General features: G+C 52.1%; 22 protein-coding genes and 1 pseudogene. 9 read left to right on the plus strand and 14 right to left on the minus strand.

Going from position 1 to position 22523, the window contains the following annotated elements:
• The first annotated feature begins 473 nt into the window (after nucleotides 1–473).
• Nucleotides 474–1085 (plus strand): 16S rRNA (guanine(966)-N(2))-methyltransferase RsmD, encoded by a 612-nt coding sequence (gene rsmD / locus BZG84_RS02775; RefSeq protein ID WP_077481782.1) that lies wholly within the window; start codon nucleotides 474–476, stop codon nucleotides 1083–1085.
• Complete coding sequence (locus tag BZG84_RS02780) at nucleotides 1082–1348, plus strand: DUF1145 domain-containing protein (protein WP_069590257.1); 267 nt, start codon at nucleotides 1082–1084, stop codon at nucleotides 1346–1348. The genes rsmD and BZG84_RS02780 overlap by 4 nt, the downstream gene beginning before the upstream one ends.
• A gap of 1 nt (nucleotide 1349) precedes the next feature.
• Here the strand turns inward: BZG84_RS02780 and BZG84_RS02785 are convergent, their stop codons facing one another.
• From BZG84_RS02785 to BZG84_RS02800, 4 genes are all read right to left on the minus strand, one after another.
• Nucleotides 1350–1652 (minus strand): putative signal transducing protein, encoded by a 303-nt coding sequence (locus BZG84_RS02785; RefSeq protein ID WP_077481784.1) that lies wholly within the window; start codon nucleotides 1650–1652, stop codon nucleotides 1350–1352.
• A gap of 9 nt (nucleotides 1653–1661) precedes the next feature.
• Complete coding sequence (locus tag BZG84_RS02790) at nucleotides 1662–2291, minus strand: lysoplasmalogenase (protein WP_077454998.1); 630 nt, start codon at nucleotides 2289–2291, stop codon at nucleotides 1662–1664.
• 133 nt (nucleotides 2292–2424) lie between these two features.
• A complete protein-coding gene (locus BZG84_RS02795) occupies nucleotides 2425–2784 on the minus strand; it encodes a DUF4145 domain-containing protein (RefSeq protein ID WP_077481786.1) in 360 nt (119 codons plus the stop codon).
• Between the two features lie 133 nt (nucleotides 2785–2917).
• Entirely contained in the window at nucleotides 2918–3928 is a 1011-nt protein-coding gene (locus tag BZG84_RS02800) for an acyltransferase (RefSeq protein ID WP_077481788.1), read from the minus strand.
• 252 nt (nucleotides 3929–4180) lie between these two features.
• Here BZG84_RS02800 and BZG84_RS02805 point away from each other — a divergent pair, with 252 nt between their 5' ends.
• The 3 genes from BZG84_RS02805 to BZG84_RS02815 all read left to right on the plus strand — a co-directional run bounded on the left by BZG84_RS02805 (nucleotide 4181) and on the right by BZG84_RS02815 (nucleotide 7841).
• A complete protein-coding gene (locus tag BZG84_RS02805) occupies nucleotides 4181–5779 on the plus strand; it encodes an AbgT family transporter (RefSeq protein WP_077677971.1) in 1599 nt (532 codons plus the stop codon).
• Nucleotides 5780–5908: 129 nt separating this feature from the next.
• Nucleotides 5909–6928, plus strand: coding sequence for an alpha/beta fold hydrolase (locus BZG84_RS02810; RefSeq protein ID WP_158011463.1), 1020 nt, complete (start codon nucleotides 5909–5911; stop codon nucleotides 6926–6928).
• Nucleotides 6929–7031: 103 nt separating this feature from the next.
• Nucleotides 7032–7841, plus strand: coding sequence for a Cof-type HAD-IIB family hydrolase (locus BZG84_RS02815; protein ID WP_077479549.1), 810 nt, complete (start codon nucleotides 7032–7034; stop codon nucleotides 7839–7841).
• Nucleotides 7842–7871: 30 nt separating this feature from the next.
• On the opposite strand, the gene BZG84_RS02820 is transcribed toward BZG84_RS02815, so the two are convergent.
• Complete coding sequence (locus tag BZG84_RS02820; RefSeq protein ID WP_077479550.1) at nucleotides 7872–8342, minus strand: EVE domain-containing protein; 471 nt, start codon at nucleotides 8340–8342, stop codon at nucleotides 7872–7874.
• A gap of 99 nt (nucleotides 8343–8441) precedes the next feature.
• Here BZG84_RS02820 and BZG84_RS02825 point away from each other — a divergent pair, with 99 nt between their 5' ends.
• Together BZG84_RS02825 and BZG84_RS02830 are read left to right on the plus strand one after the other, a co-directional pair.
• Nucleotides 8442–9473 (plus strand): hypothetical protein, encoded by a 1032-nt coding sequence (locus BZG84_RS02825; protein WP_077479551.1) that lies wholly within the window; start codon nucleotides 8442–8444, stop codon nucleotides 9471–9473.
• A gap of 55 nt (nucleotides 9474–9528) precedes the next feature.
• Nucleotides 9529–10200: a tRNA-uridine aminocarboxypropyltransferase gene (locus BZG84_RS02830; protein ID WP_077677972.1), complete on the plus strand. Its 672-nt coding sequence runs from the start codon at nucleotides 9529–9531 to the stop codon at nucleotides 10198–10200.
• A gap of 57 nt (nucleotides 10201–10257) precedes the next feature.
• Here the strand turns inward: BZG84_RS02830 and BZG84_RS02835 are convergent, their stop codons facing one another.
• From BZG84_RS02835 to ftnA, 6 genes are all read right to left on the minus strand, one after another.
• Nucleotides 10258–12138, minus strand: a complete 1881-nt coding sequence (locus tag BZG84_RS02835) for a methyl-accepting chemotaxis protein (RefSeq protein ID WP_077677973.1) — start codon at nucleotides 12136–12138, stop codon at nucleotides 10258–10260.
• 344 nt (nucleotides 12139–12482) lie between these two features.
• Nucleotides 12483–13814, minus strand: a complete 1332-nt coding sequence (locus BZG84_RS02840; RefSeq protein WP_077677974.1) for an ATP-binding protein — start codon at nucleotides 13812–13814, stop codon at nucleotides 12483–12485.
• Nucleotides 13815–13946: 132 nt separating this feature from the next.
• Complete coding sequence (locus BZG84_RS02845) at nucleotides 13947–15131, minus strand: NAD(P)/FAD-dependent oxidoreductase (RefSeq protein ID WP_077677975.1); 1185 nt, start codon at nucleotides 15129–15131, stop codon at nucleotides 13947–13949.
• Nucleotides 15132–15207: 76 nt separating this feature from the next.
• Complete coding sequence (locus BZG84_RS02850) at nucleotides 15208–16329, minus strand: mechanosensitive ion channel family protein (RefSeq protein WP_077479556.1); 1122 nt, start codon at nucleotides 16327–16329, stop codon at nucleotides 15208–15210.
• A 96-nt stretch (nucleotides 16330–16425) separates the two neighbouring features.
• Entirely contained in the window at nucleotides 16426–16773 is a 348-nt protein-coding gene (locus BZG84_RS02855; protein WP_077479557.1) for a universal stress protein UspB, read from the minus strand.
• 50 nt (nucleotides 16774–16823) lie between these two features.
• Nucleotides 16824–17354 (minus strand): non-heme ferritin, encoded by a 531-nt coding sequence (ftnA, locus tag BZG84_RS02860; protein WP_069590230.1) that lies wholly within the window; start codon nucleotides 17352–17354, stop codon nucleotides 16824–16826.
• A gap of 221 nt (nucleotides 17355–17575) precedes the next feature.
• Between ftnA and BZG84_RS02865 the strand changes: the two genes are divergently transcribed.
• Together BZG84_RS02865 and BZG84_RS02870 are read left to right on the plus strand one after the other, a co-directional pair.
• Nucleotides 17576–18001, plus strand: a complete 426-nt coding sequence (locus tag BZG84_RS02865; RefSeq protein WP_077479558.1) for a universal stress protein — start codon at nucleotides 17576–17578, stop codon at nucleotides 17999–18001.
• A gap of 141 nt (nucleotides 18002–18142) precedes the next feature.
• On the plus strand, nucleotides 18143–19042 hold the full coding sequence (locus BZG84_RS02870; protein WP_077479559.1) for a carboxylate/amino acid/amine transporter: 900 nt from the start codon (nucleotides 18143–18145) through the stop codon (nucleotides 19040–19042).
• Between the two features lie 87 nt (nucleotides 19043–19129).
• On the opposite strand, the gene fre is transcribed toward BZG84_RS02870, so the two are convergent.
• The 3 genes and pseudogenes from fre to BZG84_RS02885 all read right to left on the minus strand — a co-directional run bounded on the left by fre (nucleotide 19130) and on the right by BZG84_RS02885 (nucleotide 22466).
• Nucleotides 19130–19846 (minus strand): NAD(P)H-flavin reductase, encoded by a 717-nt coding sequence (fre, locus tag BZG84_RS02875; protein ID WP_077479560.1) that lies wholly within the window; start codon nucleotides 19844–19846, stop codon nucleotides 19130–19132.
• 131 nt (nucleotides 19847–19977) lie between these two features.
• Nucleotides 19978–21429 (minus strand): annotated as a pseudogene (ubiD, locus tag BZG84_RS02880) (4-hydroxy-3-polyprenylbenzoate decarboxylase); the annotation flags it as partial.
• A gap of 74 nt (nucleotides 21430–21503) precedes the next feature.
• Nucleotides 21504–22466: a hypothetical protein gene (locus BZG84_RS02885; RefSeq protein ID WP_077479561.1), complete on the minus strand. Its 963-nt coding sequence runs from the start codon at nucleotides 22464–22466 to the stop codon at nucleotides 21504–21506.
• Between the last annotated feature and the right edge of the window lie 57 nt (nucleotides 22467–22523).

Here is a 22523-nt window from a genome sequence, read left to right on the forward strand (position 1 = left end):
CTGGCTCTGGCTCTGGCTCTGGCTCTGGCTCTGGCTCTGGCTCTGGCTCTGGCTCTGGCTCTGGCTCTGGCTCTGGCTCTGGCTCTGGCTCTGGCTCTGGCTCTGGCTCTGGCTCTGGCTCCTGGCTCTGGCTCTGGCTCTGGCTCTGGCTCTGGCTCTGGCTCTGGCACGGTATGCGTGTCGCTTTCTACCTCAGGCGCAAGGCTTTCTTGTTCATTTTGTGATGCAGCCTGTTCATTGAGGCTATCAACCGATGTGGCTGACTCCACCGCGTCTTCCGCCACGTCTGACGGCTGAGTATGCGATTCTTGTTCTGGTTCTGGCTGTTCTTTTTTGCGGCCGAAACCCAGCCACGACATTAATCCACGTTTCTTTTTTTCTGCCATTGGCAAATCCTAAAGCATGCTTGGTACAATCAGCGGCACATTACCGAATCGGCATAGTCTATCACCTTCTTTACGGTCAAAAAATCTATGGTTAAACGCGCCTCCCGGAAACCTTCATCTGCTTCGCCATCCCGTGCGGCAGGTACTGTGAGAATTATTGCTGGCCGCTGGCGTGGCCGAAAGTTGGCAGTACAGGATGCGCAAGGCCTGCGCCCCACCACAGACAGAGTCAAAGAAACAGTGTTTAACTGGTTAGCCCCCTATCTGCCTGGTGCCCGCTGCTTGGATGTTTTTGCCGGTAGCGGCGGGTTGGGGTTTGAAGCTCTCTCACGCGGTGCTGCATGGGTCACATTTTGCGAAATGAATCCCCAAGCGGCGAAACAGCTGAGCACCAACCTCACCCAGTTACAGGCAGCGCAGGCGAATGTGGTACAAGGCGACGCCTTAGCCAAATTGCGCGCAGGCCATCAGGGTGAACCGTTTGATATCGTCTTTGTTGATCCTCCCTTTCGAGAAGGATTACTGGCAGACACTCTGAATGCGCTAGAATCGCAAGGTTGGCTGTCACCCGATGCCTGTATTTATGTCGAAGCCGAGAATGAACTCAGCACGCACGATGCACCGGCTAATTGGCGGTTGCACCGAGATAAATCCGCGGGCCAAGTCAATTATCGACTGTATTTTAGAGAGGATGCATGAAAGCACTGATTATTCTGGCTAAAGCTGCCATCGCCTTTGTATGGCTGGTATTGATTGCCAATATGTTTCACCCCTTCCCGGGCGTGGCCGCGATGGCGCTGTATATTATGACTGGCTTTTTATTGGTGATGCATGGATTGCAGATGCTGATCTTCTTAGGCGCGTTTGGCGATAAAATTGCGATGACGCGTTGGGAGAAGTGGTCCATTTTGATTTTTGGTATTTTCGCGCTGCTCGATATTCGTCGAAAATATATGGTCTGAGCTAGTCATCACGGTTGTGTTGGCATTGCCAGCACAACTCAAAACTGCCCGCATTATCCTCACCACAATAGCCACACACCCAGCGTGTCTGGCTTTGTGCTTCGTATTCTTGGAGTAACACGCGCGCTTGATGGGTATGCTCTGGTGCTACCCAAAGCGTGACGCCTTGCACATCGGTCGGCAGTTCACCGACCGCCGCGCTTAAGGCCTCACCTTTTAGCACACAATCGATATTGTGGCTCGCCAGCAACCCCTTCAGGCTGTGTGCTTCAAGTGTATTACTGGCTTGATAGACCTTTTCCACCCCGTCGCCTCACGATGCGTAAATCACTGATGCAGTGATCAGAGCTTGAGCCATAAAGTAGGTTGTCATTACTACTGCCTGAGAAGCACGAAACTCACCTTTAAAGCGTGAAAACGCCAACACCGTATCTGAGATCATAAATAAAATGGCCCCACCAAATGCCAATGCTGCGGGCGTCGAGTGGGTATTGAGCCAATACTCGCCGGCCGCCCATGCCATTTGTACGATCACCGCAATATAAACGGCAACTGGCAACGCTAACTTGCCGAGACTGGGCAGTAATAACAAAAAGACAATGATCCCGAGTCCGGACAGCAAGGACGGCAACCACCACACAATATGGCCATCGAACTGATACCAGAACGCGACGGTATAGACGATATGGGCAAACAAAAAGCTAGTGAGCCCCTGCACAAACCTATCTTTGGGCAGCATTAAGAAGATATCACCGACCAGCGAAAGCAGCAGCGCCGAGAGCACGAGCTGAGCGTAAGTCGACTCGGTAATCTGGGTACTGCCAATCAGTACCAGCAGCACTATAGTGAGCGGCTTAAACAGATAAAACTGCCAGCGAGGACCACGGTAGGCTGCGGAGATATGTAGCAGTCCAGAACAACAGACAGCGAACCAGCTCCACATGATTATCATTCCTTTCACGACAAGGACGCCAAGTCTATGCCGCGTTGGGCAGATGTCCAGCTACCCTTGGTGAGAACAAGATCCAGTTAGAAAAAATGACGACAAGAAAGGGCAATCACATTCGCCTTTGGTGTTAGCCGCTCCACTGAGGCCACACTTGTGCGTAAAACCAAAGCGCGCCGGCGGTAAAGAGAAAGATAAGACCGGCAGCCAGCCGCCAAATCAAACGATGACTGCGCGGGACCAGCTCCGCTTCACACGCTTTGCACACGGACACGAATTGGCGTAAGTCGTCCACTTCAAAGCCTTCTTCATGCACCACTTTGTTGCGGATCGTCGCCACAAAACGCAGCTTGCCGATCACATCATTGGGCAAACGTTTTTGGCAACTATCGACAAGCTGGTGCAAGCCTTTTCCATCCGCGTGGTAATGCTGACGCAGCAGGCTTTCTAAACGCCGACTGTGTTTGATCACCACTGCTACTTCATCCATGGTTTCTCCCTTCGCTGGTCACTCACCAGTTTATACAGTATGGCGGTTTTTGTGTCGATTGGATGGCGGGTCTATCACGATTGCGATCTTGACCAATGGATTGACCCTATACGTCTGACCGATTGGCCGCCCATCAAGGAACCAACCAAGCGGTGGCTCGGTGACGCTGCAGCCACGCTGTGACCAAAGCGGCGCCACTAAAGGCATACAGAGTAAGCACTGGGATCCACCACCAAGCCGGCGATAACGTGGGCCAATAAGTACGTATTGGCCACAAAAATAAAGGGTGGATAAGGTAAATGCCCAAGCTATAGCGACTAAGTTGCGCCAGCCATGCCGGGCTTGCCCGTCCCGCCATCAACGCACGCACAGCCAGAAATACTGCAGCGCTGATTAAAACGGTATTCACCGTGGTGTATGACAGCCAACCTTGGGTGATATAGCGTTGGTGGGCAAGGCTGGTCGCTAAAACCTGATACATGGTTGCGCCCAATGCCGCCACGCCCAAACCCCACCACAACACCCGAGCACGCGGGTATTGGTGCAACCAAAAACCTAGCCATAAATAGCCGCCATACAAGATGAAATCGTTGCGCCACCAGCCTTGTCCTCCGGTTAAATACCAAGCCGTCACGCCAATCCACAGCAAGCCGACCAGTGCGATGGCTGTAGACGGCAAACGAGCTAATATCGGCCGTAACACCGGCACCCAAAGCAGCAAGGGAATGTAGTAATAGAAAAAGCCCAAGTGGTAATAGGTTTCGTGCCATGGCGCCTCTTGTAGGGTCGAGAGCGTGGTAGCCAGCGAAAAGCCTTGCGCTGAAAGGCCCGAAATCACCGCAAACATGGCAGACCACACCACAAAAGGCACCACGACTTTCATCACCCGCCGACGCAAAAAGTGTGACCAATTAAAGGGTTTACTCGCCGACAACAGCAGCAAGCCCGAGATCATGATAAACACCGGTACCGCCCAGCGGCTGACGGTATTGAGTCCTACCGCAATCAGCCAATCGCTGTCTGGAATTTGACCCAGCTCCATACGATAGGGGCCCAATACATGAATCGCCACCACAAACAGGGCGGCCAGCACACGTAATCCATCGAGATAGTCGATATGCCCTTGGGAAGAATCATCCTGCATTTGTTAACACCTTTTTACGTTTCAGGCTGTCAGACGCTCTCAACATATTACGCGAACTTACGGTGAGATAACCGACAACTGCGCAAAGATACAGTCAAATATGTCAGTTTTTATCCATAAAACCAGTACACGGATCGGTTTATTGAGTTAAAAATTAGTGTTTAATCTTGCAATCTAGTTAAAAAAACAATTAACATCCGGCCTCCTTTTCCCAGAGACGGGAAAATGCAGTTCAACCAAGGAGACGATGACATGCACTCAAGTACCACTGAGCAACAAGGTGGGCCGCAAAAGCGCACGCTGTTTACGCGCTTTCTCGATACCGTCGAATGGCTCGGCAACTTGCTTCCTCACCCAGTGACACTGTTCGCAATCTTCTGTGTCGCGATTCTTCTCGCGTCCGGTATTGCCGGTTACTTTGATCTTGCCGTCGCCGACCCTCGCCCTGAGGGCGCGAAAGGACGTGCCGCCGATGGCATGATTTATGTGCAAAGCCTACTAAACGCCGAAGGCTTGCAAATGATAGTCACCAACTTGGTGAAAAACTTTACTGGCTTTGCCCCACTCGGCACCGTACTGGTGGCCATGCTCGGTGTATCGGTCGCAGAGCATTCGGGACTATTGTCAGCCTCGATGCGCGGCTTGGTAATGGGCGCGTCGCGCCGTACCGTGACCTTTACCATCGTGTTTGCCGGTATTATCTCGAATACGGCTTCAGAGTTGGGTTATGTCGTTCTGATCCCACTTGCGGCGATGATCTTCCACTCATTAGGTCGTCATCCATTGGCTGGCCTTGCCGCCGCGTTTGCCGGGGTATCCGGCGGTTACTCGGCGAACTTGTTGTTGGGAACTGTCGACCCTTTATTGTCTGGGATCACCGAGTCAGCCGCGCAAATGATTGACCCAGACTACAGTGTCGGCCCAGAGATGAACTGGTACTTCATGTTTGTCTCCACCTTCTTTATCGCCTTTGTCGGTGCGTGGATCACCGATAAGATTGTCGAGCCTAAGCTGGGCCAGTATGACCACGACCAAGCCTCTGAAGATGTCGCCGCCGCCTCCGCGAGCAAGCTAAATGATGACGAGAAACGCGGTCTTCGTAATGCCGGGATTGCGGTGCTGATTGTCAGCGGCATTTTAGCGCTCACCATCGTCCCTGAGTGGGGACCACTGCGTCACCCCGAGACCAATGAAGTGGCAGGCTCGCCGTTTTTGAAAGGCATTGTTGCCTTTATTATGGTGTTCTTTGCCGTTCCCGGTATTGTGTTTGGCCGTACCGTCGGCACCATCAATAACGATCGCGACGTGATTGATTCAATGTCTAAGTCGATGAGCGCTATGGGCATGTACATCGTATTGGTGTTTTTCGCCGCCCAGTTTGTCGCCTTCTTTAAGTGGACCAATTTTGGCCAAGTGATTGCGGTCGGCGGCGCTGACTTTTTGCAAACCATCGGTTTAACCGGGCCAGCATTATTCTTTGCCTTCATCTTGATGTGTGGCCTGATTAACCTCTCGGTCGGCTCGGCATCGGCGCAGTGGGCCATCACCGCCCCCATCTTTGTACCTATGTTGATGCTGGTCGGTTATGCCCCAGAGACGATTCAAGCGGCGTATCGGATTGGCGACTCCGTCACCAACATCATTACCCCGATGATGAGTTACTTCGGGCTGATTCTGGCGGTGGCGTGTCGCTATGTGAAAAACCTTGGCATAGGCACCTTGATTGCCACCATGTTGCCTTATTCGATGATCTTTATGGTGGGATGGAGCATCCTATTCTACGTATGGGTTTTCGTGCTAGGTTTGCCTGTCGGCCCCGGCGCAGAAACGTATTACAACTTCAATCAGTAATTCCCCCAGCGGGATGGTTTCGGCAAGCATGCAGTCATGCTTGCCTTTTTCTTTTCATTATCCCGTCATTTTCATCCCTACCCGAAGGCGGTTATAGTAGCTTTATCACAGCGATGGTAAGCAATGACAATGACAACCCCAGCTCATGCCGACAAACCGGCGGCCTTTGACCCTGACGCAATGGCGCGGGAAGCCCAATTTACCGATGCCTTTAAAGACGCCATTACCCCCTTTTGGCAACAGCGCGAACAGGGCACATTTCATGGCGAAGGCGGCCTAAGACTGCATTGGTGCAGTTTTACTCACCCAAAACACACCAAAGCGGTGGTGGTGATTAATGGCCGGATTGAAAGCGTGATGAAATACCAAGAGATCTTCTACGATCTCTTTCAGATGGGCTATGACGTCTACAGCTTTGACCACCGCGGCCAAGGCTTGTCTCAACGCTTGGTCTTAAAGCCACGCGATCTGGGCCATGTCGAACGCTTTGATGATTATGTCGCGGATGTGGCGACATTTATGCAACAAGTCCGTGCCCACCGTCATTATGATGATTGGTTTATGCTCGGCCATTCAATGGGCGGGGCAATTGCCACCCTATACGCTCACCAGTATCCGGGGGCTGTGCAAGCTATCGCCCTGACGGCCCCCATGTTTGGTGTGCAAGTTAGCCCTTGGCTTGGGCGTATCGCCCCTTGGCTATGTCGCTCCTTAGCGCGCTACCAACATCCACCACGCTTTGGACCCGGCCAAGTCGGCTATCGCCATGTACCCTTTGAGCAAAATCGCCTCACTCATTCTCGTGCCCGCTATGCGTGGTTTCGCCAGCTTTATATCAACCAGCCACAGCTACAAATCGGTGGACCCAGCGCGCGTTGGATAGCGGAAGGATTAGCCGCGGGGACGCGCTGTCTGGCCCTTGCTCCCTCGCTGACCACCCCGACGTTTATCTGCCAAGCGGGCGAAGAGTTGATCGTTTCTAACCCTGCGATGTCGCAATTTCACGCCGTACGTAAACAAGCCGGTCAACCCAGCCAATGGCGAACGTTCGACGGTGCTCGGCATGAAATTTTATTCGAAACGGATAATCACAGAGTCACAGCACTGCGTGAGATTGATGCCTTTTTCTCGCGCTATGTTGGCGAGTAAAAGCGGAAAAAAGACAGTGATACTGTTCCCTTTTTAACCCCAATAAGTTGCAGTAGACTCAGAGCATACTGTGATTATGATCGCCTGAACCAATGAGGACATGATGTACAAACTCGTCGCTTCTGATTTGGACGGTACCTTGCTAACCCCCGAGCACCGTATCGCCCCCTATACCAAGCAGGTGCTGCAACAACTTCACCAGCAAGGCATTCACTTTGTGTTCGCCACCGGACGTCATCATGTTGATGTGGCAAGCATTCGTGAAACCGTGGGGATCCCTGCTTATATGATCACTTCTAACGGTGCCCGTGTACACGACAGCAATGACCAGCTGGTGTATCAGCACAACGTTGATCCCGCGATCGTCGCAAGCCTGATTAACGAGGTGAAGCACGATCCAACCGTCACCATTCACCTGTATCGCGATAATGATTGGCTGTTGAGCAAAATGGATGAAGAGCTCGCACGTTATCACCAAGACTCTGGCTTTAACGCTAAGGAGTTTGATGTGGACAACCCACCGGTCGATAACATCGCGAAGATTTTCTTTATTCGCCACGATCACGACCACTTACTCAAATATGAGCATCAGTTTTTGTCGCAATACGGCGATAGCATCAGTATCGCTTTCTCGACCCCCTTCTGCTTGGAAGTGATGGGCAATGGGGTATCCAAAGGCGCCGCACTCGAGGAAGTCGCGCGTCGTCATCAGCTCAATCTGGCCGACTGTATCGCGTTTGGCGATGGCATGAACGATGTCGAGATGCTGCGCGCCGCCGGTCGCGGCTTGGTGATGGCTACCGCACAAGCGCGCGTCAAAGCCACCTTGTCGGACAACGCGATTATTGGCAGCCATGCCGATGAGGCAGTCGCGCGCTACTTAAACGCGCACCTGCTCGCACCACAATACTAAGCGGTTGGCTCACAGTGTGAGCCAAGGATGTCATCTGACGATGCACGACTCCCCCGCCATCGTCAGAATGGTCTGCCATTGCGCTGCGGTAACCGGCATCACACTCAGCCGGTTACCTTTTTTCACCAACGGCATCTCAGCCAGCGCAGGGTTTTGCTTCATCTGCGCCAGCGTAATCAACGGTAAATGACGCTGATACGCCACATCCACCATAAACCAACGCGGGGCTTCTGGGGTGGCTTTAGGGTCAAAGTAGCCACTGTCTGGCTCAAATTGGGTATGGTCGGGATAACACTCGCGAGTTACGGTCGCCACACCAGCCACCCCAACATGCTTACAAGAGGAATGGTAAATCAACACCTGATCGCCTACCTTAACCTCATCACGCAACATATTACGCGCTTGATAATTGCGCACCCCTTCCCAGCATGAAACCTTTTGCTGCTTTAAGGTGTCTATCGAAAACGTATCTGGCTCTGTTTTAAATAACCAATAACCCATGTTGGCTCACTCTCATTCGATGCAGTTGTCGGCAATCTTGCCCGTCAGTGTGTATCGGTGCAAGTCTGGCACGAGCCCACTATTCACAAGGAGTGTCGTGTGCAACGTCCCCATCGTTTACTGGTGATCACCACCGCTAGCCTACTCACGTTAGTCGGCTGTACCTCATCGAAAGGCCCTGTTGAACTGGGTCATCGCAGTGACATGCTAGACGCGGGGCTAAGCCATACACCGACCCCGTTTATGCTCAGTGGTATGGTCTCTGTCAGCCCTGAAACGGCCAGCTTCACACCCTGTGGCAGTCAAAAGCAATACTGGCTGAACTTAAGCCATGAGCAACGCACGGCACTCGATCAGCTGGGTGGGCCTGTGTATGGTGAATTTGAAGGCTTCTTTACCCCAGTGGAAAGCCGCGGTTTTAGCGCGGACTATCCTGCGTCAGTCACCATGACGCGTATCAATCTAGTCACTACCGAACTCAATAGCTGCGCGCAACCCCGCCATGCCGTCTTAGCGGACGGACAATCACCACGCATGTGGTCTGCCGCCGTTGGCGAACATAATATGGCGTGGGAAAGCGACGGGGATAGCCAAGAGATACCGCTGACAGGCAAGCAGAGGGATGACACCACCGCCCATTTTCGTGCGCGCAATGCCGCATTAACGCTAACCGCAACTGGCTGCCAGCAAAGTAATACTACCTTGTACGGTTGGCGCGCGACCCTAAAAACGCCCCAACGCACCTACCAAGGCTGTGCTCTGCTGCCCTCGTATGATCACTCGCAGCATTGGGCGGGCGAATATCAAGGGCAAAGTCAAAGTCCCGGTCAGCCGGTTTTAACCACACAGCTTACCTTGCTGCCTGATCATAGCGCCATCACCAGCTACCACCCGCAAGGGGAAGCGGTGACCAAAGAAACCGGGATTTGGCAGCCAGTCGGGGAGAATCAAGTCCAAGTGCTCACTACCCGCAGTGGTGAGCAAATGGTGGTGTCTGAGCGCATATATACACGCAACGGGTTTACCCTCACCGCCTCCGAGGAAACCTTTAATGGCAACACGTATCCTTTGGGCACAAAGGGGTTAACACTTAAACGCCAAGTGAGGAACCCAGACAGCAGCCAACAATAACCTGGCATTCGTGGCTGGGCTTGCGCACAATAGCGCGCTGTTAACAAAGGAGACAATGATGGCCCGTTCGCCCTGCCGCCAATGCGGTTTTACCTATCACTGTATCTGTCACTGCTATTGGCCGCTGGAAAGCCAATTGCAATGTGTACTGGTGATGCACGAAAACGAAGCGGCGCGCCAATCCAACACCGGCAAACTGGTTAAAGCGGCGCTGCCCCACACTCAGATAGAGATTTGGCAACGCAAACAACCACCGCAAGCCTTGCTCGACAGCTGGGCGCGCGGTGATGTGTCACCTTGGTTGTTGTTTCCCAGTGATGATGCTATCCCCGCCGATAGACTGTTCGCTGACGCGGCTCGGTCTGTCTCTTGCACGGAGACGTTAGCCGCCACCAATGCACCTCGCGCGCCGTTACAGTTTGTGGTGCTGGATGCCACTTGGCAGCAGGCGCGAAAAATGCTCAATAAAAGTCCGTGGCTCAATGGTCTGCCACGGGTCAGTTTGCCGTCGACTACCGCCTCACAATATACGCTTAGGCGCAACCAACCACCGGGACACCTGTGTACCAGTGAAGCGGTGAGTGCATTACTACGAAGCCAAGGCGACGTGAACGCCGCCACGCAGCTGGACCATTTTCTTGTCCACTTTATGGAGAGCTACGAAGCCGATCGCCACCATCACACTACACCGCTCCCCGCCCCCAAGATGCTGACGTCAAACGCGTGAACAAAAAAACGCCGAGCACAGCGCGCTGCCATGCTCGGCGTTTACGTCGTTTATGGGCTACAGCTTAAAGCGGCTGATCTCTTGCTCGAGGCTATGAGAAAGCTCGGATAACATCGCGGCTTGACGCGCGGCTTCATCCGCTTCGGTCGATAGCTCATTGGACACATCGCGAATGCCCTCTGAGTTACGGGTGATCTCCGCAGTGACGCTCGATTGCTCTTCCGCTGCCGAGGCAATTTGGGTAGCCATATCGCTAATTTGGCTCACCGCCGCGACAATCTGGCTCAAGCTTTCGTTCGCCGCGCTAGCATCTTCCACACTGGCATGAGCACGCTGCTGGCTGTCTTGCATCATGGTCACCGCGCGACCGGTTGCCTGCTGCAAGGTATCAATCATCTGCTGAATCTCGGTGGTTGAAGCATGAGTACGCTGGCTCAGAATCCGAACCTCATCGGCCACTACCGCAAAGCCACGGCCATGCTCACCGGCGCGTGCTGCTTCAATCGCGGCATTCAATGCCAGCAGATTGGTTTGCTCAGCCACTTCTTGAATGGTCGACAAGATGCTGGTGATGCTGTGCGCATGCTGATCCAGCTCACCAATCACACCGGTCGCCGCTTCCACTTCACGGGCAAGCTCGGTGATCGAGTGCTTACTTTGCTCCACTTGCTGGCCGCCATCGTTGGCAACGCTTTCAGTCTCTTGGGCGGTGCGCGCGGTGTTATCGGCATTGCCGGCAATATCTTGGGTCGCCGAGGCCATTTCATGGATAGCGGTCGCCACCATATTGATTTCATCTTGCTGATGACCAATCCGGGTGGAGCGCTCTTCCGCTTGTGCTGCGGTCAGCTCGGCTTGTTGCTTGAGCGAGCCAGACAGCTGACGTAAGTGTGACACCATAGTGTGCATGTTGCCGACAAAGCGATTGAAGTTGTTGGCAAGTTTGCCAATTTCATCATTACTGTGTGGCTCAAGGCGCTGGGTTAAATCCCCTTCACCGGAGGCAATTTCTTCTAGCGCGGCGGATACATTGAGCAAGTCACGGAACAACACGTACATCAACCACGTCACGGCACCGGCCACCAGCAAAGTGATCACCACCGCGGTCAGCACCAGATTGAACAAGGTATCACGCTGGCTTGCGTATTCAGTGCGCTTATCCAGCTCAATCGCCAGTACCCAATCGGTGTTAGGAACCGACGCAAAATAAAACAGTTTATCAACCCCATCGACAGGCAATTCTACTAGCGATTGCTGTGCCAACGCCTGACGCACGCGGTTTTCATTCAGCTCAGGAGACAGGCTGCGATACGGTTTTAGCAGGCGCGCTTTGTCTTTGTGGGCGAGAAAAGTGCCATCAGCACCTAACAGCATCGCGTTCGCATTTTTGCCCACTTTTAATTGGGTCACGTCACGGATCAGCTGGTCAATCAACACATCTGCGCCCACCACACCGATTAATTCGCCATTACGACGCACCGGCTCGGCCAAGGTCACCAGCATCGCACCAGTAATCGCATCACTGTATGCGGTGGTAATAATCGGGCTACCCGCGCTCACGGCTTGCTTGTACCACGGGCGGGCGCGAGGGTCATAATCATCGCGGTTGCGCTCTGGGCGCGAGCGATACATGGCGCCTTTTGGAGTACCATAATAGATATCGTCAAACCCACCGGCCTCACGTGCTTGCTGTAAATAGCTCACACGATGGCTACTGCTGGTGTAATCGGTAAAGGCACTGGTGATATCGGCACGGATTTGCACCCAACCGCTGATCGATTCGGTCGCCGCATCGGCGATACCACTGACGCGGCTATAGATGCTCGACTGGGTTTGGGCTTGAATTTGGCTTACAGCAAGCCAGGTGAGAAAGGCGGCCATCAGCAATACAGCAGATAAGCATGCCCCAATTAATTTTTGTTTTAGTGATAACTGCATGGGAACGGCTCTCAAAGCAACGACAGGTTAATTCCAAACTCCCCGATAACCGAGGTAGCAATAGTGAACAGCCGTCACCCCGTCCCTAGGGTACCGCGAGCCCATCCTGCGCGTCGCGGGTTCACAGCGCCGGATAATTTTTATCCGACATGGCAAGCGCGCGCTAATGTAACAGCGCGCAACAAAGATTGCCATTTTTTAGACAAAAAACAGTCAACTAGAGAATATTTAGAACAAAGATCACATAAACCAACCATCGCTTATGATACGCAGTTTGTTGCAAACAACACAAAAGCAAGCATCTGAGGATTAAGCACTCCTCGCAAGACCTACAGAAACGCGGCCTATTGGCGGACCTCAATAATAACTCGGCTATCTGCATATGAATCAATCAGCGCACCTATCTTTTTCGTATTCTCTGAATCGAGAAACGCATCCCATTCATCCAGAATCAAGTGACCCGAACTATTTTCCAGTAACCACTGAATACTCTTGGCGGAGTACATACCATCAGACAGTATTGCTGAATCATCCCAAGGCCACAGTAAGCGCTTAGACGGGTTGAAGTAGAGATAATCATTTTTGGCACAGAGGTGCCTTAAGAAAGACGTTTTCCCAGATCCGTTTTCTCCAACAACGCGAAAACGGCCCTCCTGCGCTTGAGTAAGGTTCACAGTATCAACGCTCTCGTTATCTTTAAGGATCGCGACATTCCATTGTGGTTGGTAAAGTGACTTACGTTTCGAAAAACACGTCATCACCGACAGCTGGCCTTTGATAGACGGAAAAGAGATTAACAAGCTAACAATATCAGACGCAGAATTTAAAAGATGATAAATGCGTGTGAGGTTAACAATCGACGCCACTTTTACCTCCATCGGGACACTGCTAGACGTAAAAATGAACAGTAATACACAGGAAGTTGGCGCAAGCGCGAGTAAGGAAGAGACCAACAATGCCTTATACCTAAACACAGCCTCTTTGATTCTCAGCCCTAAGTATTTCGCTTTCCCTTCCTCGAAGCGCGTTTGATAAGCCAATGCATTCACCGACGAACCAAAATGTACATTGTCATGGATAGTCGATAACGTTGATGTCAGTGATGAACCCGCTTTATGGGTGGTAACAGCGTTCTTTTCTAGGTGCGAGGAAATGGTTTTATTGAACCCCAAGATAAGCAGCACACTGATCATAACGCTGACAAAAAAACGCCAATCAATAAAAGCGGTGATCATTAGCAGACTCAGGAAGAAGTTGAGCCCAGACGACATCCCCCAAAAGGCATAGCCAATAAAGTCAGAAATCGCACTCTTCCCCTGAGAAACGTACACGCCCAGCGTATGGTCGACAGTGCGACTGTCAGTGCAAGATTGATAGCGATTAGTCGCGGATTGCCAAAATCGACTCAGTGATTCACACAACCACTTTTCTTTATACACATCAGAAAAGTAGCCGATTATATGGGGAAGAATCATCGCGACAATATATAGGAACACCCAGAGCTTCAATGCTTCATAATATTGATTAATTTCAAGAATATAGCCTGAGACCATCACAGAGGCGAAAATAGAAAAAGCAATCGAAGACTGATGAAGCAGCACAAATAGAAACGTATAGAGCGTGTTTTTATTCGATATACCACGGCATATCTCTCTCACGCTAAGAAAAGAAATCACTCAACCACTCCTTGGTTCTGCTTAAGGAAAAACGGGGCGTTTCCATCCTTTATCCACCCCGCAGCAGATTCTCTATGTGATTAGAGATTAAGTAATATATTCAGTAGGATAACGTGCATTTGGTCACGTTTTTTATACATGCTGTCCGGCCACCCAGCCGGAGCTCCAGGCCCATTGGAAGTTATAGCCGCCGAGCCAGCCGGTGACATCTAGCACTTCACCGATAAAATACAGGCCGGGAATATCTCGCGCTTCAAGCGTTTTCGAGGAAATCGCGTGGGTATCCACCCCACCAAGCGTCACTTCTGCAGTGCGGTAACCTTCAGTGCCGTTTGGGGCAATAGACCACTGGTGAAAGTAGTGATGAAGTTGATCGAGCTGCTTGTCATCGAGCTGCTTGAGCGGTTTATCCGGCAAGCTATCGCGCGCAATCAAGACCTCGACCAAACGTTTGGGGAATAGGCGAGACAGTGAGGTTTTTAAGGTTTGGTTGGGATGCTTATCACGCATCGCCACCAGCACGTCTTTTAGCGACTCACTAGGGAGTAAATCGATGGTGACCGCTTCGCCCGGCTGCCAAAACGAGGAGGTTTGCAACACCGCCGGTCCCGATAAGCCGCGGTGGGTAAAGAGCAGGTTCTCGGTAAAACACACCCCCGATTCGGTGGTGATCGAACATGGCACCGACACCCCGGAAATATCGGCAAAGCGCGTTTTGTCTTCTTGGTGCAAGGTATACGGCACCAAGGCGGCGCGAGTGGGCAGCACTTTTAGACCAAATTGCTCAGCAAGCTGGTAACCAAAAGGGGTGGCGCCAAGCTTGGGCATCGAAAGGCCGCCCGTGGCGACCACCAACGACTGGCAGCGTACCGGCTCTCCATTGAGTTTAAGGCGAAAGCCGGCTTCTTCTTTTTCGATATCATGCACTTCACAGCGATAGCGTTGACTGATGGTGGCTTGGTCGCATTCGGCCAACAGCAGGTTAACGATATCTTTAGCGCTGTCATCACAAAATAGCTGGCCGTGGTCACGCTCGTGATAGGCCACACCATGGGTGGCCACCAATCCAATAAAGTCCCATTGGGTGTATTGCGCCAATGCGGATTTGACGAAGTGCGGATTCTCACACAAGAAGTTATTGGCGGTGACGTCATAGTTGGTGAAATTGCAGCGCCCGCCGCCTGAGATCAGGATCTTGCGGCCCGGTTTTTTGGCATGGTCCACCACCAAAACACGGCGGCCACGTTGGCCAGCTTGTGCCGCACACATCAATCCTGCCGCACCGGCGCCAATCACAATTACATCATACTTAGTCACACGCTTACCTGTTTATTCTCTGCTCACCCTGTGGGAGCGGCATTGTAGCAGCCCGCACGTGAGCGGCAAGCGCGATTTAACGCGCCTGCACCTCAGGTGGTGCCATCATGGCACCTACGTTTTGCTCAATCATCCGAGGGTCCATATGCAACGTACGGGTTGGGAGGGCAATATCCGCACCGTGCTGATGAATAATACCAATCACTTGCAGCAACACATCTTGCTTCACGCGGTGATAACGTTGCCAGTTCACCGTTTTGGTGAAGGTGTAAATAAAGAAATCGAGCGAGTGTGGGCCAAAGCTGTTGAAGTTCACAATCAAGGTTTGTCGGGTTTCAATGTCTGGGTGGGCTTCAAGCATGGCATAGACATCATCAATCACCGCGCTGATTTTATCGGCGTCTTGGTAACGTAGTCCGATGGTTTCATAGATGCGGCGGTTGAGCATCCGCGAGGGGTTTTCCACCACTACGTTACTAAATACTGAATTAGGAACGTATAAAGGGCGCAAATCAAAGGTGCGTACCACCGTCATGCGAATACCAATTTTTTCCACCGTGCCCTCAATATTGCGATCGGGAGAGCGTACCCAGTCGCCCACTTTAAATGGGCGATCAAAGTAAATCATCACCCCACCAAAGAAGTTCGACAGTAAGTCCTTGGCGGCAAAACCAACAATTAAACCCCCGACCCCACCAACGGTCAGTAGGCCAGAAACACTGACCCCGAGGCTTTGCAGCAAAGAAATAATCCCCACGCACACAAACAGCGCACGCAGTATATTGCCCATGGTGTTGATGGTGGTGTGATCACGATTGCCGGTTTCAATCATGACTTCTTCACCGCTGTTGACCAAGCGCAGCAAAATCCAAATGACCACCCACACCACCACCAAGTCTTGCACCAAGGTGAGCCAACTGAGCGAGACATCGCCAGCGGTATTATCGATGATAATTTCAATGGAGTGCGAGGCATGCCATAGCCAAATCAGCACACTTAGCGGTGTATCGATAGCCGGCCAAATAATATCGTCCCAGCGGGTAATGGTCTTTTCCGCCAGCGCTTTGAGTCGCCCCACTAATACATGCCAAATCGCCCACGCGATAGCACTAAAACCAGTTAAAGTGACCACATCGGAAATCCATTCCCACGCGGCGGCTTGATGTAGGGTCTGCCACCAGTCAATCAGGCTTTGCATGCTTTCCTCAACAGACGGTTTTTCTCAGAATGTTGTCAGCCTAACAAAAAAAATGCTGACCTGAGTCAGCATTTTGTTGGATATGAGAGCGTTCGCTTACCAGCCCGCAAAAGCGACAAGAAAAAAGGTCGCGAGCAAAGCACCGAACAATGCCACATTAAGCATAAACAGGTGACGGACTTTATTGCACTTACCCACAAACAGCTCGTCATGATGGTGCAAGTACTCTTGGCTACGAATGTACTGGTACAGGCGCTTTTGACGAGAAATATCGCCTTGGGGTGAGAGTGAGAAAAAGTTGTTATCTCCACGACAAATTTGCTGATAAAGCAATGGATTGGCGTCGCGTAACATCACAACCAATGCGCGTAGTGAAGACAAGTAGCGCGCAAAATTAACCAATGTGACGGTAAACACTGCCACAATTAGGATATCACCGTTCATATACATCTCCCTCCGCAACCCAGTGAGGCGGCCGAGGGAGAAAGATAAACTTACAGCCCTGCGGTGCCGTCCATCACTGACGATGAGTCCTCTTGAGCCATGGCAGACAAGTCTTTATCAATAAAGAACAAGGCTTTGCCATCTTCGCCCACCAACTCGATCTTATCGAGTATGCCTTTAAACAGCTTTTCTTCCTCGTGCTGCTCAGCCACGTACCACTGCAGGAAATTAAAGGTTGAGTAATCCTGAGTTGTAAACGCAACGTGCGCTAGGCTATTGATCTTTTCCGTGATTAAACGCTCGTGTTGATAGGTTTCACGGAATACTTCGCCCAATGATGCGAACTCGTGGCGCGGTGCGTCAATTGAGCCCAAAATAGGCATCGCACCAGTCTCGCTCACGTAGGTGAAAAGACGCTGCATATGCTGCATTTCTTCCTGCGCGTGCTTATGGAGGAATCGCGCAGCGCCTTCAAATCCTTTGTCTTCACACCAAGCACTCATTTGTAAGTATAGATTTGATGAGAAAAACTCCAAATTGATCTGCTCATTGAGTCTGTCAACCATGGCGGGTGCTAACATATAAAACGTCCTCTTTATTTGGGGTTAGCTGTCATTCTGACCAGCAGCACGTCCCTTTTCAAGCGGATATCGCCGACAAACGTGTGTGGTGCCGAGTCATCTGCCGAATTTATGACAAACATCATTGTCGAATTCTTAATCGGAATGCGATCGCAGTGACTGTTTTTAATACGCAAGCTCGCTAGACTGCGATGACAACCTCACATAAAAAGGATAACTATATGTCATATAAGCATATTTTAGTTGCTGTTGATTTGTCGGAAGACAGCGAACGTTTGGTGGCCAAAGCCGATTCTCTTGCCCAAGCTGTCGGCGCGAAATTATCGCTGGTCCACATCGATGTGAATTACGCCGAGCTTTATACCGGACTTATCGATATTAACTTGGTCGAATCGCGTAACCGCGTCATTGAAGAAGCTCAGCACAAACTGAATCAACTGGCGGGCAACGCACAGGTGCCAGTGACGCATACCCTGGTTAGCAGCGGCGACCTTGCTGAAGAGATCACAGAATCGATTCAAAACATGGGAATTGATTTGGTTGTCGTTGGCCATCACCAAGACTTTTGGAGCTCGCTGCTCTCATCTACCAAGCAGCTGCTCAACAAAACACCGGTCGATCTGTTGATGGTGCCGATCCGCGACTAATCTCTGACGTCACACAGGGCGATGAAGGCGGTCACTCCGCCTTCTTTTTGACCTTATTGCACTGTGTTCAGCGAACCAATTGCGTCCCCGCGATGAAACGGTACACTGCCTTTTTATTTACAATATCGAAGGAACCGAGTCATGGGGTATCTTAGCGGGGTCACACTGCTGTGGGCCTTTTCATTTAGTTTGATTGGGGTGTATCTCGCCGGCCAAGTGGACAGTTATTTCGCGGTCATGATGCGCATTGTACTCGCCGGGCTGGTATTTTTACCCTTCTTGCGTCCTCGCCAAGTAAGACCGGCCTTTGCCGCTCAACTGATGCTGGTCGGGGCATGTCAGCTCGGCATCATGTACTGCTTCTTCTATCAGTCTTTCCTATTCTTGTCCGTGCCAGAGGTGCTGCTGTTTACCGTCTTTACCCCGCTTTACGTCACCTTGATTTACGATGCCTTGAAGCGTCAGTTTAGCGCGTGGTATCTGGTCACCGCCGCGATAGCGGTGCTCGGCGCCGTGGTGATCCGCTACGCCACCGTCAATCCAGACTTTCTGGTCGGCTTTTTGGTGGTACAAGGTGCGAACCTTTGCTTTGCGATTGGCCAAGTCGGTTACAAATACCTGATTGAGAAGGAGCAAACGCCCCTTCCCCAACATGCGGTCTTCGGTTGGTTTTATCTTGGCGCCTTAGTGGTGGGCGTGCTGGCTTTCGCACTGTTGGGCAATAGCGACAAACTGCCTGCTACGCCAACCCAGTGGGGTGTATTAATTTATCTAGGCACTATCGCGTCAGGGCTGGGCTATTTCTTTTGGAATAAGGGCGCTACGCTGGTCAACTCGGGGGCACTCGCGGTGATGAACAATGCGCTGATCCCAGCCGGGATTGTAGTGAACGTGCTGATTTGGAACCGCGATGCGGATCTTCTGCCGCTACTCAGCGGTGGGATACTGATTTTAGCCGCGCTGTGGTTTAACCAAACTTGGGTAAAGCGCCGCGTCGAGGCCCAGCGGGGTGCCGCCCAGCGGGGTGCCGCCCAGCAGTAGGTGGGCCCTCCAAAGACCTCAGTCTCCCAAGTACAAAACAGGCAGGGAAAGCCCTGCCTGTTTACTTAGCCGATAAAGAAGGCTCGATCAGATAAAGGCAAAGGCGTCTGAGTAGAGATGATCACGACTCACACCGCGTTCTTTGCAGAACATGTCGCGTGCGACACCTGCCATTTCAAAACGGCCCGCGATATAAATGTCATAAGCGCCAAGGCTGACAAAATCTTCCATCACCGCTTCTAACACATTGCCTACTTTGCCGCGCCACTCGCCTTCAGCTTGCTCCACGACAGGCATAAAGGTAATGTGCGGATGCTGTTCCGCCAATGCTTGCATCTCGTCATGGGCATAAAGCTGACAAGGGGTACGGGCGCCCCAATAAATAAAGATCGGCGACTGTATCTTATGGCTAATACAGTGATCGACCATGCTGCGCACGTAAGAAAAACCGGTCCCGCCAGCAATCAGTAGCAAGGGACGATCGCTCTCACGCAGCCAAGCATCACCGGCAGGCTCAGTAATTTCAAAGCCCGCTTCACCGCTTTCTAGTACGGCTTTGGCTTTCTCAACCACTTCTAACGCAAACGGATTCTCGTCCGCCGCACCAACGTGCAGCTCGAGTTCACCGCCATTTTGACGACAAGGGCTGCTTGCCAGCGAAAACGGGCGTTTATCTTTTTCGCCCATCACCGCCATCACGTATTGCCCTGGCTGGTAGCGCACCGCTTGCTGCGGTTTCAGGACAATGCGGTAGGTGTGACACGCCAACGGCTCAACGGCTGTCACTTCACATAGTATCGACATTCTGTTCCTCTGTTCGTTTTGCTACAGCCGATGAGGTTATAAGAGGCGGCATCACTACCGCCTTGGGCTGTGTTTTTTATCGTTACGGTGAATGCTAGCGCATTCCAATAGGATTAGTCTAAGATCCCTAATTCATCCCAAATCGCGTCGATGCGCGCAACCACGTCTGGGTCTTTAGCAATGGGCGTGCCCCACTCGCGATCGGTTTCCCCTTGCCATTTGTTGGTAGCATCGAGGCCCATTTTCGAACCCAGCCCCACCACAGGCGAGGCAAAGTCGAGCGAGTCGATAGGGGTGTTTTCCACCATCACGGTATCGCGCGCGGGATCCATACGCGTGGTGATCGCCCAAATGACGTCATTCCAATCACGTGCGTTGACGTCATCGTCACACACTATCACAAACTTGGTGTACATAAACTGACGTAAGAACGACCACACGCCCATCATCACCCGCTTGGCATGACCGGGGTATTGTTTTTTCATGGTTACCACCGCCATGCGATACGAGCATCCTTCAGGCGGTAGGTAGAAATCGACAATCTCTGGGAACTGCTTTTGCAAAATCGGCACAAACACTTCGTTAAGTGCCACGCCTAAAACGGCAGGTTCATCCGGTGGACGCCCCGTGTAGGTGCTATGGTAAATCGGTTTTTTGCGCATGGTCAGATGCGTCACAGTGAACACATGGTGACGCTCAACCTCATTGTAATAACCGGTATGATCGCCATACGGCCCTTCATCCGCGTATTCATTGGGGTCGATATAACCTTCCATCACGATTTCCGCACTGGCCGGTACATCCAAATCGTTGCTGATACACTTGGCCACTTCGGTTTTACTGCCGCGCAATAAGCCAGCAAACGCATACTCGGACAAAGTATCCGGCACCGGTGTCACTGCCCCGAGAATGGTGGCAGGGTCAGCGCCATAAGCCACGGTCACCGGAAATGGTTCATTAGGATGGGTTTGCATCCAATCGTGCAAATCTAACGCACCACCGCGATGGGCTAGCCAACGCATGATCACTTTATTTTTGCCAATCTTTTGCTGGCGGTAAATACCTAGGTTTTGCCGTTTTTTGTTGGGTCCGCGGGTAATGGTCAGTCCCCAAGTCAGCAAGGGTGCCACATCACCGGGCCAGCAACGCATCACCGGAATCTTATCCAGATCGACCTCATCGCCGCTCAGCACCACCTCTTGGCAACGCGGACGCCGTACGGTTTTCGCTGGCATGTTGAGCACTTGACGAAACACCGGCAGTTTATCGAGCGCATCTCGAAAGCCTTTGGGCGGCTCAGGTTCTTTCAAGTAGGCAAGCAGTTTACCCACCTCTCGCAGCTCAAGCACATCCTCACGCCCCATGCCCATCGCAACGCGTTTTGGGGTTCCAAAGAGGTTGGCAAGCACGGGCATCTCATAGCCAATGGGGTTTTCGAACAATAACGCCGGACCGCCCGCTCGCAGGGTACGGTCGCAAATCTCGGTGATCTCCTGATCAGGATCCACCGGTTGGGCGATGCGTTTGAGCTCGCCTTGGGCTTCAAGATAGTCGATAAAATCGCGCAGATCGGAAAATTTCATATCAGGCTCAACGGGTTAATAAACGCCTTAATGATACCAAGCAAACCGGTATCCGGATCGGTGAAGCGGTGACATTAGCGCGACGACAGCGCAGATGCAATGTGCTGACGGCCTAGCGGGCCCAACTCGGCTTGTAAGCCGGTTAGCCATTCCCCTTTACCCGCCTCGACGAGCAGTTGCGCTACCTGATCACCTTGGCGCAATGACAGCTGTGCCACGAGAAAATCAGCAACCGGCGCTGGCAACGGTGACAAGCTGGCAAGCTGGCGAATCGCGGTGGCACGCAAAGAGGGGTTTCTTGCCGCGGCCATCATTTGGCTTACCGAAAAGCTATCACTCACCTGCCCTTTCAGGGCATGTAAGGCCTCTAAGCTATACACATCCGTGCCTCGACGCCATAATCGCGCGTACAGTTCCGGATGCTGCGTTTTCTCGGCGAGCACCGCCAAGATTGCGTTGTCAGGCAGCCAGAGCAACCGTGGGTCATGCAGGTATTGATCGGCCAAATAGTCCAAACCATTGGCCTCATAGTCACCAATCATCGCTACCAAGGCATCACGGCGCCGCGCATAATCAGGGCCGTCAGGTTTCACCCAATCAGCAATCACCAGCTGGCGATAGCTTAATAGCATGCCGAGCTCCTGGGTCAGTTGCTCGTGCTGATACCGATTTAATTGCTGACGTGCCGCTGCCGCATAGTGGAAAGCGGGAGTGGTAACCCAATAGCCGTCTTGCTGATGACGTAACAAAAAATGCGGTTGCTGGTGACTAAGATCGCGCAAGAAAGTGCGCCAATCGGGGTTATCTAACCGTGTGGGTGTGGAAAGGAGTCGGAACAAAGTCGCCTCTTGGATCAACGGCGACAGGCTTTGTAGGTGAGCACGCAATCCGTCAATATCACCAGCCATTTGTCGCTGAAACGCGATCGCCATGGCTTGCTGGGTAGAAGGCGTCTCTAATAAGCCATCAATAAACGCCTGTGTCACGATTTGTCCGCTCGGCGTTGACGCCTCCGTGACCGCTGCGCGGCTGGGCATTGTGCCTACGACTAGGCATGCTATCAGCACTAACACGCGAAAACATCTTGCCATCCG

Origin of the sequence: Salinivibrio sp. PR932, assembly GCF_001996125.1 — a bacterium.
Lineage (GTDB): Bacteria > Pseudomonadota > Gammaproteobacteria > Enterobacterales > Vibrionaceae > Salinivibrio > Salinivibrio proteolyticus.